This window comes from Ruegeria sp. CG3, from assembly GCF_056537205.1.
The window spans coordinates 1,616,497-1,628,678 of sequence record NZ_JBQFRC010000001.1; the positions used below are offsets into that span (position 1 = coordinate 1,616,497).

Genomic DNA, 12,182 nt, shown 5'->3' on the forward strand with positions numbered 1-12,182 from the left:
TCCATGGCCAGCATCGGAAAAATCCTGCGCCGCACCTTCCTGATCGGGTCTGCCGCCATCGTCGGCGGCGTGGCCTTCGGCGTCTATTACGTCAACCGTCCCGCCAAGAACCCGCTGAAACCGGGCGACGGCGAAGCGGCCCTGAACCCCTTCATCCTGATCGACCAGAACGGCGTGACCCTGTTCGCGCCCCGCGCCGAGATGGGCCAGGGCGTCAAAACCACATGGGCTGCCCTGATTGCCGAGGAACTGGACGTGGATCTGGATCAGGTCACCGTTCTGCACGGACCAGCGGCGGCGGCCTATTACAACTCGGCCCTAATCGGCGAGAGCCTGCCCAACAAGGGCTATGACGTCTCGAACTTCCAGCACAATCTGGGCGAGGCCCTGGGCGTGATCGGCAAGGCGCTCAGCCTGCAGGTCACCGGCGGCTCGACCTCGATGAAGGACGGGTTCGAGCGAATGCGCGCGGCTGGTGCCTCCGCCCGCGAGACGCTGAAACAGGCCGCCGCCGACCGACTGGGGGTGGATCGGGCTCAGTTGAAGACCGCTTCGGGTCATGTCATCGCGCCTGATGACAGCAAGATCGCCTATACCGACCTGGCTGCAGACGTGGCGCAGATGGAACCGATTGAGGCAGAGCTGCGCGACCCGTCCGAGTGGCGTTATCTGGGCCGGACCCTGCCGCGTCTGGACATGGTGGAAAAGGCCACCGGCACCGCCCAGTTCGGCGTTGACGTGCGCCTGCCCGGCATGAAATTCGCCAGCGTCCGGATGAACCCCAAGCTGGGCGGCCAGATGAACGGCTTTGACGACAGCGCCGCCAAGGCAATGCCTGGTGTCGAAAAGGTTGTCGATCTGGGCAACGGTGTTGCGGTGATCGCCACCAACACCTGGCTTGCCAACCAGGCGGTCGAGGCCATCGACGTCGATTGGGGCGAGGCCCCCTATCCGCCCGAAACCGACGCCATCTTTGCCGAGATCGCCAAGGCTTTCGACGCGGATCCGAACTCGACCATGCGCGATGACGGCGATGTCAGCATCGTTCCCGAAGGCGCGACAGTGATCGACGCTGAATACACTGTCCCCTACCTGGCCCACGCCACGATGGAACCGATGAACGCCACCGCGCTGTTCACCGGCGACGCCTTGGAACTGTGGTGCGGCAACCAGGCCCCCACGCTGATCCAGTTCCGCGTTGCCAACACGGCCGGTTTGGACACCGAAGCCGTCCAAATCCACACCACCTATCTGGGCGGCGGGTTTGGTCGCCGCGGAGAGCTGGATTTCGGCGACATCGCCACCAAAGTGGCCATGGCGATGCCCGGCACTCCGGTCCAGACCACCTGGAGCCGCGAAGAAGATATGCGTCACGACTACTACCGCCCCGGTGCGATGGCGCGGATGCGCGGTGCGGTTCAGGATGGCAAAGCAGTGCTCATCGATGGTGCGGTCGCCGCGCAGTCCTGCACGCAGCAAGCCGTTGAGCGCTATACCGGAATGCCCGGCGCTGGCCCGGACAAGGTTCTGGTCGAAGGGTTCTTCAACCAGCCCTACGCGGTGGCCAACTATCGCATGAGCGGCCATATCGCCGACCTGAAGATCCCGGTGGGTTTCTGGCGCTCGGTCGGCAACAGCCACAACGGTTTCTTCCACGAGACCTTCATCGACGAGATGGCCCATGCCGCCGGACGCGACCCGCTGGAGTTCCGGCTGGAGCTGATGCGCGACGAACACGCGCCCTCGGCCGGGTGCCTCGAGGCGGTGCGCGACATGTCCGACTGGACGGGCAAGACCCCCGATGGCGTGGGGCGCGGCGTGGCCTTCACCTACAGCTTCGGCACCCCGGTCGCGCAGGTGATCGAGGTGGTCAACGAAGACGGCACCATCCGCATCAGCAAGGCCTGGATCGCCTGCGACATGGGGCTGGCGCTGGACCCTGAAAACGTCAAGGCGCAGATGTTCGGCGGCATGATGTATGGCCTGTCGGCGGCTTGCTACGGCGAGATCACCTTCGCCGATGGCGAGGTCGAACAGATGAACTTCCCCGACTATGACGCGCTGCGCATGAACACCGCGCCGCAGGTTGAGGTTCAGGTGTTGGAAACCAACCGCTTCATGGGTGGCGCGGGCGAGCCCGGCACGCCGCCCTCGATGCCGGCGCTTGGCAACGCGCTGTTCGACCTGACCGGCCAGCGCGCTCGGACCCTGCCGCTCAACAAGCAGTTCAACCTGCTGGTGTGAAACGAAAAAAGACCGGCGCGGTGATTGCCGCGCCGGTCTTTTGAAGAAATCCGAGAGCCGATTGTCAGGCCGATTGCCGCACCGGCGTCGGCATTGCACTTGCCGACCAAGCCCGCACCGCGTCGCCGAAAGCCTGAAACAGAGGCCGCGACACCGGGTCATTCGCGGCATCCCATTCCGGGTGCCATTGCACCGACAGGGTGAACCCGGGCGCATCCTGGATATAGATCGCCTCGGGCGTACCATCCGGCGCGTGGCCGTCGATCACCACGCCCTTGCCCACTGTCTTGATGCCCTGCCCGTGCAGCGTATTGGTCATCACCTCACTGGCACCGAACAGGCGGTGGAACACCCCGCCCTCGGTCAGCTTGACCACATGGCGCAGGGCGAATTTCTCTTCCAGCGTGCCATCGGGCGGCATGCGGTGGTTCATCCGGCCGGGCAGATCGCGGATTTCCGGGTACAGAGTGCCGCCCATGGCCACGTTGACCTCCTGGAAGCCCCGGCAGATGCCCAGAAAGGGCTGTCCGCGTTCCACGCAGGCCCGTACCAGCGGCAGGGTGATCGCATCGCGCGCCCGGTCGAATTCGCCATGTGCGTCAGTTGCCGACTCGCCGTATTCCTCGGGGTGAACGTTGGGGCGGCCACCGGTCAGCAAGAACCCGTCGCACACCTCAAGCAACTCGGTCACGTCGACATAGCGCGGATCGGCCGGGATCAGCAGCGGCAGACAGTTCGAGACATTCGCGACCGCGTCCGAATTCATCGTCCCCCCGGCATGGGTGGGGTACTGGTCGTTCATCAGATACGAATTGCCGATGATGCCAACGACGGGTCGGGACATTGTGCTACCTTGCTGTTTTACTTGAACTGGTCGGAAATTATCCGCCCCTTCAATAACGTGCAAGAAAACACGCCCTGCACCATGGCGCAAGGACGTGTTCAGATACGCACATATTGTTCCCGATTTCCGCAGAGCGCGGGACGAATTTCCCGAAACAGGCGGCCGCGGCGGGACGGCGCTTGTGCAGATCAGGTTTCGCCGGTCAGCCCGGCGGCCTCGATCCCGGCCATGGCGGCAGCGGCGTCGTTGTCCGAGGTGTCTCCGGTTACCCCGACGGCACCGATCACTGCGCCCTTGCGGTCGCGCAGCAGTACGCCGCCCGGAACCGGAACGACCTGCCCTCCATAGACCCCATTCACCGCGGCCATGAAATAGGCCTGCGCCTCAGCCCGCTGCATCTGGGCGGTGCCTGCCATGCCCAGCATGACCGATCCATAGGCCTTGCCATGGGCAATCGCGAACCGGCCGGGGGCGGCACCGTCCTCGCGCTCGAAGGCGATAACATGGCCACCGGCGTCCAGCACCACCACCGACAGGGGTTTCAGGTCCATCTCGCGCCCTTTCTCAAGGGTTTTGCGAATGATGGTGCGGGCCTTTCTGAGTGAAACCGACATGATCTTGTCCTCTGTCTACGGTGGTCTGCCCCGGTTCTAGCCGTGACGGGCCTTCAGTTCCAGCCGTCGCGCATGCAGGACCGGCTCGGTATAGCCCGAGGGCTGTACCCGCCCCTTGAACACCAGATCGCAGGCGGCCTGAAAGGCGATGCCGTCGAAACCCGGTGCCATGGGCCGATAGGCCGGGTCGCCTGCGTTCTGCCGATCGACCACGGCGGCCATCTTCTTCATCGCGGCCATCACCTGATCGGCGCCGATCACGTCGTGATGCAGCCAGTTGGCCAGCGCCTGGCTCGAAATCCGGCAGGTGGCGCGATCCTCCATCAGACCCACGTCATTGATATCGGGCACCTTCGAGCAGCCGACACCCTGATCGACCCAGCGCACGACATAGCCCAGGATGCCCTGCGCGTTGTTTTCGATCTCCCGGGTGATTTCATCGTCGCCGAGGTTGCGGCCACTCAGCAGCGGGATGGTCAGCAGATCGTCCAGCGTGCCGCGCGGGCCTCCGGCGGCTATCTCATCCTGACGGGCCAGAACGTCCACCTTGTGGTAATGGGTCGCGTGCAGGGTCGCTGCGGTGGGCGACGGCACCCAGGCGCAGGTCGCACCGGCCATCGGGTGGCCGATTTTGGCCTCAAGCATCTCGCCCATCCGGTCGGGCATGGCCCACATGCCCTTGCCGATCTGCGCCCGCCCCTTCAGCCCGCAGGCCAATCCGATATCGACATTGCGATCTTCGTAGGACTGGATCCAGGGCGTGTTCTTCATGTCGCCCTTGGGCAGCATCGGCCCGGCCTCCATCGAGGTATGGATCTCGTCCCCCGTCCGGTCGAGGAACCCGGTATTGATGAAGGCCACGCGCGATTTCGCGGCGCGGATGCACTCCTTGAGGTTCACCGAAGTCCGGCGTTCCTCATCCATGATGCCCAGTTTCACGGTGTTGCGCGGCAGGCCCAGAATGTCCTCGACCATGTCGAAGATTTTGACCGAGAACGCTACCTCTTCGGGTCCGTGCATCTTGGGCTTGACCACATAGACCGATCCGTGGACCGAGTTGCCGCCATCGCGTTGCAGGTCGTGCATCGCGATCAGCGTGGTGCAGAGCGCGTCCATCAGCCCCTCACCGATCTCGTTGCCCTCGGCGTCCAGCACGGCGGGGTTGGTCATCAGGTGGCCCACATTTCGCACCAGCATCAGAGACCGTCCCTTGAGGCTGCCGGCCGACCCGTCAGGCCGGGTAAACGCGATGTCATCGGACAGTTTGCGGGTAAAGGTCCGGCCGCCTTTCGTGACCTCTTCGGTCAGGTCACCCTTCATCAGGCCCAGCCAGTTGCCATAGGCCACCACCTTGTCTTCGGCATCGACACAGGCCACCGAATCTTCGCAGTCCATGATTGTGGACAGGGCCGATTCCAGGCGCACGTCGGAAATGCCCGCCGGGTCCGCGGCGCCGATGGTGCTGTACGGGTCGATCATGATCTGGATGTGCAGACCGTTGTTCTTCAGCAGCACGAAGTCCGGAGCCTCGGCCGCACCGCCGAAGCCCACGAATTTCCCGGGTTCGGCCAGCGCCGAGACCAATGCGCCGCCTTCGACCTTCAGACCGGACACATTGGCCCAGCTGCCTTGGGCCAGCGGCGCGGCCTCGTCCAGAAACGCCTTTGCCCAGGCGATCACCCGCGCACCGCGGGCCGCGTCATAGCCGCCCCCCTGCGGCAGGTCGCCCATGGCATCGGTGCCATACAGCGCGTCATACAGGCTGCCCCAGCGGGCATTGGCCGCGTTCAGGGCAAAGCGTGCATTGGTGATCGGCACCACCAGTTGCGGGCCGGGCGTCGCGGCGATCTCGGGGTCGACATTCGCCGTGTCGATCTGGAAATCGGGGCCTTCATCCAGCAGATAGCCGATCTCGCGCAGGAACGCCTGATACTCGGCCATGTCGATGGGTTGCCCCTTGCGCGCAAGGTGCCACGCGTCGACACTGCCCTGGATATCCGAGCGCTTTTGCAGCAGATCTCGGTTTTTTGGGCCAAACTCGGACACCATCCGCGAAAGACCGGCCCAGAATGCATCGGGCTCAACGCCCGTTCCGGGAAGCGCTCGTTCCTCGATGAAATCGATCAGAACCTGATCTACGTCCAATCCGCTCCGGATAGCTCTGCCGCTCATGACTCGAATCTCCTGCCCATCGTGTGCCGTTGTATGCAGTCTTCAATTAGGGGCATTGTTTCCGATAGGCAACTTGCCGCTGCATCAATCCGCCTTTCAATTCCGCCTGAAACAGCTTCAAACCGTGCAAGGTAATGCCGCCCCGACCCGCCTGCTTGCAGCGCCACGGCGATCCTCCTAACGTCGCGCGGGAACACACCGACACGAGGCCCCAGATGCGCGACGCTGCCCCCACCACGATCTACCTGTCCGACTATTCGCCCTTCGGTTTTCTGGTCGACAGCGTTCACCTGACCTTCGACCTGGCCCCGCATGCGACGCGCGTGACATCGCGCATCGCGTTACGGCCCAATCCGCAGGCCACCGACCACTCGTTCTTTTTGCACGGTGAAGAGCTGAAGCTGATCCGCGCCAGCATCGACGGCACCCCGATCACTCCCGACGTCACCGAAAAGGGCCTGACCGCAAGCGTCCCCGACGCGCCGTTCATCTGGGAGGCCGAGGTCGAGATCGACCCCGGCAACAACACCGCGCTCGAAGGGCTCTACATGTCTAACGGCATGTACTGCACCCAGTGCGAGGCCGAGGGGTTCCGCAAAATCACCTTCTATCCCGACCGGCCCGACGTGATGTCCACCTTCACCGTGTGCATTAACGGCGACCTGCCGGTGCTGCTGTCCAACGGCAACCCGACGGGCAAGGGCGAAGGCTGGGCCGAATGGACCGACCCCTGGCCCAAGCCCGCCTATCTGTTCGCTCTGGTCGCCGGTGACCTGCTTGCCCATTCCGACAGTTTCACCACCAGATCGGGCCGGCATGTCGATCTGAACCTGTGGGTCCGGCCCGGGGACGAGGGCAAATGCGCCTTCGGCATGGAAGCCCTGAAGCGGTCGATGAAATGGGACGAGGATGTCTATGGCCGCGAATACGATCTGGACGTGTTCAACATCGTCGCCGTGGATGATTTCAACATGGGCGCGATGGAGAACAAGGGGCTGAACATCTTCAACTCGTCAGCAGTGCTGGCCAGCCCGGAAACCTCGACCGATGCCAATTTCGAACGGATCGAGGCGATCATCGCGCATGAATATTTCCACAACTGGACCGGCAACCGCATCACCTGCCGCGACTGGTTCCAGCTGTGTCTGAAAGAGGGGCTGACCGTGTTCCGCGACGCGCAGTTCACCTCGGACATGCGCTCGGCCCCGGTCAAGCGCATCCATGACGTGATCGACCTGCGCGCGCGCCAGTTCCCCGAGGACAACGGACCGCTGTCGCACCCCGTGCGCCCCGAAAGCTTTCAAGAGATCAACAACTTCTACACCGCGACCGTCTATGAAAAAGGCGCCGAGGTGATTGGCATGCTGAAAACGCTGGTGGGGGACGAGGCCTATGCCAAAGCGCTGGATCTGTATTTCGAACGCCATGACGGGCAGGCCTGCACGATCGAAGACTGGCTGCAAGTGTTCGAGGACACGACCGGCCGCGACCTGACCCAGTTCAAGCGCTGGTACAGCCAGTCCGGCACACCCCGGGTGAAGGTCGAGGAGGACTGGGCCGACGGCACCTATACCCTGACCCTAAGCCAACACACCCCGCCCACGCCCGGCCAGCCCGAGAAGCTGCCGCAGGTGATCCCCGTGGCCGTAGGTCTGTTGGGTCCCAATGGCGACGAGGTGCGCGGCACCGAGGTGCTGGAACTGACCGAAGCGCGCCAGAGCTTCACCTTCGAGGGGTTGGCCGCGCGGCCCGTCGCCTCGATCCTGCGGGGGTTCTCGGCGCCGGTGATCCTTGAACACGACCGCCCAAACGCCGAACGCGCGTTTTTGTTGGCCCATGACACTGATCCGTTCAACCGCTGGGAGGCTGGGCGGACGCTGGCGCAGAACAGTTTGTTGCGCATGATCACCCAGGACGCGGCCTCCGATGCCGAATATCTGGATGGCCTGCTGGCGGTTCTGCGCGACGCCGATCTGGACCCGGCCTATCGTGCGCTGATGCTGGGCCTGCCGACCCAGTCGGAACTGGCCGCCGCGCTGCACGAACAGGGCGAAACGCCCGACCCGATGGCGATCTGGCGCGCGGTCGAGACCCTGCGCCAGGCCACCGCCCAGCACATGCAAGACCTGTTGCCCCGCCTGCACTCCGAGGCGCTGGTCGACGGCCCCTATTCGCCCGATGCCGAACAGGCGGGCAAGCGCGCCCTGGGCAGCGCCGCGCTGGCCCTGACCACCCGGCTGGACGGCGGGGCGATGGCGGCCGAGGTCTATGCCAAGGCCGACAACATGACCCTGCAGCTTAGCGCTTTGTCCTGCCTGCTGCGTGCTGGCAAAGGTCAGGCGGAACTGGCGGCATTCTACGACCAATGGCGCCATGACCGGCTGGTGTTGGACAAATGGTTCGGGCTTCAGGCCTCGCTGGCCGCCCCGGACGATGCGCCGCGGATCGCCCGCGCCCTGTCCGAGCATCCGGATTTCAACTGGAAGAACCCCAACCGGTTCCGTGCGCTGATGGGTGGGCTGGCAATGAACCATGCCGGGTTCCACCACGCCAGCGGCGAGGCCTACGCCCTGCTGGCCGACTGGCTGATCCGGTTGGACCCGGTCAACCCGCAGACCACCGCGCGCATGTGCACCGCCTTCCAGACCTGGAAACGCTATGACGCCGACCGTCAGGACCTGATCCGCGCCCAACTGACCCGCATCGCCGAAACCCCGAACCTGTCGCGCGACACGACCGAGATGATCTCGCGCATCCTCGGGGCATGACGGCGCCCGAGGGCTCCGGGTTTCGCTTTACCCGACACAACCGGTCGCCCCGCAGCATCGCCATCCTGGCCGCTGTCTATGCGGGGCTGCTGGCACTTGTGCTGGTTTTCGGCGCGGCCTGGTGGCTGATCGGGTTGCTGGCGCTGGGCACCCTGCCCGCGTTGTGGGACGTGCTGCGCGACACCGATGCCGGGCTGAACATGGACCCGGCCAAACTGAGCTGGCATTCGGGCGCGCGGCAGGGCGAGATCGACCTGACCGAGATCGACTTCTTCCGCTTCGACACGCGCTGGGATTTTTCCGTGCGCGTGTCGATTGTGTTGACCAGCGGCAAGCGGTTGCGCCTGCCGGACGAGTCCCTACCGCCGCACAAACAGCTGGAACAGGCGCTGCAACAAGCCGGCTTCCGGGTTGATCGGCACCATTTCACGGTTTTCTGAAACGATTCACGGAATCCGCGTAGATTGATCCTGTCTGATCCATTGAAGCAGAAAGTTTAATGTTAGAATCCTTGAACTGGTCACAATTCCGGTTCAGAATTCATCGCTAGTTAACAAGTTTGTACAGTTTCGAGTGTTTTCGATGTTCCGGTCGTTCTGGGCAGGTCTTGCCCGTATCAATCCCATATCAACTCACGTGGCTCCGGTTTCGGACGCGGGTTCCCGCTGTCTGGAAGATGTCGGGCGTCTCAATATTCCCGTTGCGGAACTGGGTGCGGCTGACCTGATCGGGCGGGACATGATCGAACGCGGGCGCCATCTTGCTCGGCAGGATCGTTGGGCCGAACTGTCAACCGAGATCCGGGCCGCGGACCAAGCGCGGACAACAGCCCCGGACGGGCTGCCCATCGCCGATCTTCTGGCGTTTGGCGCGCGATCAGATGTTGTCCTGGCCGCCGAACACGCGCTGTCCGACGGCGGTGCGATCGCCGAGTACGACCTGCTTGGCGGTATTTCCGAGCTTGAGGGTGTGAAACAGGATCATCCCGATGATCCGATGATTGCTCTCATCGTCGCTCTGGCCCACATCGATCTGGCATGGGCGTGGCGTGGCACGGCTCTGGACGCGGCGCTACCGCCGCTGCATCGTTCACGCTGTGCTGCACATTTTGACCGGGCTGCAGCCATCCTGCCCGAGTGCCGCAAGGCGCTGCCGGACAGCCCTGTGGCCGCCGCCGCCGACTGTGCCCTGCTGGCTGGTCAGCGCACCCAGCGGGCCCGGGTGGCGGATCAGTACGAACGCCTTATTTCGCTGGATCCGCGAAACCATCGACACATGCGCGCGATGGGCAGCCACCTGCTGCCGCGATGGTTCGGCAGCTATGAAGAGCTTGAGGTGCAGGCCCTGCGCAATGCCGCGAACACGCGCGACACGTGGGGTGCCGGCGGATACACGTGGGTTCAGTTCGACGCAATTGCCTTGGATGAACAAGCCTGCGCGCGGCTGGACGTCGAGTATTTTCTGGAAGGTCTGCGCGACATTGTGCAACGGATGCCGGACCAGCAAACGATCAACCTGCTGGCCTCGTATTGCGCGATCACGGTGCAGAATGGGTTCGGTCTGGACGACAAGGCCGATCTGGTCCGGTGCCAGATCCGGGAGGCCGCCCAATGGCTGATCCGCGATCATTTGACCGAACTGCACCCGCTCATCTGGGCCCACGCGGCCAACGGGTTCAACAACTCGGTCCGCGTCAACTCACCCGAGCGGTTCGCGGCACGTGGACAGCGTGACGCTTTGCGCGCCATCGGTGATCTGTTCCGCGAGGAATTGCGCAACGGGACCGACGTGACCTTCACGCCTTCAGGTCTGCAACTGACCAGCCACTGAGAATTGCGTCTCGGCGCCCTTTGCCCCTTGCCCCTTGGCCTTGCCGGGCATAATACCCATGCCTGAACTTCTGCGGAAATGAGGCGCGCCATGCTCGACTTGACCTATGAACTGCCCAAACCCAAGACCATTGCCGGTGCCAAGCACGACTGGGAACTGGTGATCGGGATGGAGGTGCACGCGCAGGTCTCGTCCAATGCCAAGCTGTTCTCGGGGGCATCGACCAAATTCGGTTCCGAGCCGAACTCGAACGTGTCTTTCGTGGATGCGGCCATGCCGGGCATGCTGCCGGTGATCAACGAATTCTGCGTGGAACAGGCAGTGCGCACGGGTCTTGGCCTGAAAGCGCAGATCAACCTGAAATCGGCCTTTGACCGCAAGAACTATTTCTATCCCGACCTGCCACAGGGCTACCAGATTTCCCAGCTGTATCACCCGATCGTGGGCGAAGGCGAAGTTCTGGTGGAACTGGGCGACGGCACCGCGCGCATGGTGCGCATCGAGCGTATCCACATGGAACAGGACGCGGGCAAATCGATCCACGACATGGATCCGAACATGTCCTTCGTCGACCTGAACCGCACCGGCGTCTGCCTGATGGAGATCGTCAGCCGCCCCGACATCCGCGGCCCGGAAGAGGCCGCCGCCTACATCGCCAAGCTGCGCCAGATCATGCGTTACCTTGGCACCTGCGACGGCAACATGCAGAACGGCAATCTGCGGGCCGACGTGAACGTGTCGATCTGCCGTCCGGGCGACTATGAGAAATACATGGAAACGCAGGACTTTTCGCACTTGGGCACGCGTTGCGAGATCAAGAACATGAACTCGATGCGTTTCATCCAGCAGGCCATCGAGGTCGAGGCGCGTCGCCAGATCGCCATCGTCGAGGCCGGCGGCAAGGTCGAGCAGGAGACCCGCCTGTATGACCCCGACAAGGGCGAGACGCGCTCGATGCGGTCCAAGGAAGAGGCGCACGACTATCGCTATTTCCCGGACCCCGACCTGCTGCCGCTTGAGATCGAGCAGGCTTGGGTCGATGACATCGCCGCCAAGCTGCCCGAGCTGCCGGACGAGAAAAAGGCCCGTTTCATCAACGATTTTGGCCTGACTGACTATGACGCCTCGGTGCTGACCGCCGAGGTTGAATCGGCCGTGTACTTCGAAGAGGTCGCCAAGGGTCGCAACGGCAAGCTGGCCGCGAACTGGGTCATCAACGAGCTGTTCGGCCGCCTGAAGAAAGACGACCGCGACATCACCGACTCGCCGGTTTCACCCGCGCAGCTGGGCGGGATCATCGACCTGATCGCCTCGGACGCCATCTCGGGCAAGATCGCCAAGGACCTGTTCGAGATCGTCTATACCGAAGGCGGCGACCCGGCGCAGATCGTCGAAGAGCGCGGCATGAAGCAGGTGACCGACACCGGTGCCATCGAGGCTGCTTTGGACGAGATCATCGCTGCCAACCCGGCCCAGGTCGAGAAGGCCAAGGTGAACCCGAAATTGGCCGGCTGGTTCGTCGGACAGGTGATGAAGGCCACCGGCGGCAAGGCCAACCCCAAGGCGGTCAACCAGTTGGTTGCGCAGAAGCTAGGCCAATAAGGTCTTTCGGTTTGTACAGGCCGGGCAACTGGGTTTGTCCGGTTTGTACAGATTTTGCCCGGAGTTGTTGACGCTTTCAGGGCCCGAGGCAGCGCTTGACTCGGGCGG

The 12,182-nt window shown here is 63.5% G+C and carries 8 protein-coding genes; 5 read left to right on the plus strand and 3 right to left on the minus strand.

The window, feature by feature from the left end; all coding sequences use genetic code 11:
* Nucleotides 1-3 precede the first annotated feature (3 nt).
* Nucleotides 4-2,244: a xanthine dehydrogenase family protein molybdopterin-binding subunit gene (locus tag ACR0NB_RS08005; protein WP_480775365.1), complete on the plus strand. Its 2,241-nt coding sequence runs from the start codon at nt 4-6 to the stop codon at nt 2,242-2,244.
* A gap of 64 nt (nt 2,245-2,308) precedes the next feature.
* Here the strand turns inward: ACR0NB_RS08005 and ACR0NB_RS08010 are convergent, their stop codons facing one another.
* From ACR0NB_RS08010 to ACR0NB_RS08020, 3 genes are all read right to left on the minus strand, one after another.
* Entirely contained in the window at nt 2,309-3,088 is a 780-nt protein-coding gene (locus ACR0NB_RS08010) for a gamma-glutamyl-gamma-aminobutyrate hydrolase family protein (protein WP_170340336.1), read from the minus strand.
* Nucleotides 3,089-3,276: 188 nt separating this feature from the next.
* On the minus strand, nt 3,277-3,702 hold the full coding sequence (locus ACR0NB_RS08015) for a GlcG/HbpS family heme-binding protein (RefSeq protein ID WP_093964871.1): 426 nt from the start codon (nt 3,700-3,702) through the stop codon (nt 3,277-3,279).
* Between the two features lie 36 nt (nt 3,703-3,738).
* Nucleotides 3,739-5,874: a malate synthase G gene (locus ACR0NB_RS08020; protein WP_480775366.1), complete on the minus strand. Its 2,136-nt coding sequence runs from the start codon at nt 5,872-5,874 to the stop codon at nt 3,739-3,741.
* Nucleotides 5,875-6,089: 215 nt separating this feature from the next.
* Here ACR0NB_RS08020 and pepN point away from each other — a divergent pair, with 215 nt between their 5' ends.
* From pepN to gatB, 4 genes are all read left to right on the plus strand, one after another.
* A complete protein-coding gene (gene pepN, locus ACR0NB_RS08025) occupies nt 6,090-8,642 on the plus strand; it encodes an aminopeptidase N (protein WP_480775367.1) in 2,553 nt (850 codons plus the stop codon).
* Nucleotides 8,639-9,082 (plus strand): hypothetical protein, encoded by a 444-nt coding sequence (locus ACR0NB_RS08030; protein WP_480775368.1) that lies wholly within the window; start codon nt 8,639-8,641, stop codon nt 9,080-9,082. Before pepN ends, ACR0NB_RS08030 begins: the two co-directional genes overlap by 4 nt.
* Before the next feature lie 142 nt (nt 9,083-9,224).
* Nucleotides 9,225-10,472: a hypothetical protein gene (locus ACR0NB_RS08035; RefSeq protein ID WP_480775369.1), complete on the plus strand. Its 1,248-nt coding sequence runs from the start codon at nt 9,225-9,227 to the stop codon at nt 10,470-10,472.
* A gap of 90 nt (nt 10,473-10,562) precedes the next feature.
* A complete protein-coding gene (gene gatB / locus ACR0NB_RS08040; RefSeq protein WP_480775370.1) occupies nt 10,563-12,074 on the plus strand; it encodes an Asp-tRNA(Asn)/Glu-tRNA(Gln) amidotransferase subunit GatB in 1,512 nt (503 codons plus the stop codon).
* Nucleotides 12,075-12,182 lie beyond the last annotated feature (108 nt).

Coding starts and splice junctions, on each gene's coding strand:
- ACR0NB_RS08005 (WP_480775365.1), top strand. CDS start 4: ATGGCCAGCATCGGAAAAATCCTGCGCCGCACCTTCCTGATCGGGTCT.
- ACR0NB_RS08010 (WP_170340336.1), bottom strand. CDS start 3,088: ATGTCCCGACCCGTCGTTGGCATCATCGGCAATTCGTATCTGATGAAC.
- ACR0NB_RS08015 (WP_093964871.1), bottom strand. CDS start 3,702: ATGTCGGTTTCACTCAGAAAGGCCCGCACCATCATTCGCAAAACCCTT.
- ACR0NB_RS08020 (WP_480775366.1), bottom strand. CDS start 5,874: ATGAGCGGCAGAGCTATCCGGAGCGGATTGGACGTAGATCAGGTTCTG.
- pepN (WP_480775367.1), top strand. CDS start 6,090: ATGCGCGACGCTGCCCCCACCACGATCTACCTGTCCGACTATTCGCCC.
- ACR0NB_RS08030 (WP_480775368.1), top strand. CDS start 8,639: ATGACGGCGCCCGAGGGCTCCGGGTTTCGCTTTACCCGACACAACCGG.
- ACR0NB_RS08035 (WP_480775369.1), top strand. CDS start 9,225: ATGTTCCGGTCGTTCTGGGCAGGTCTTGCCCGTATCAATCCCATATCA.
- gatB (WP_480775370.1), top strand. CDS start 10,563: ATGCTCGACTTGACCTATGAACTGCCCAAACCCAAGACCATTGCCGGT.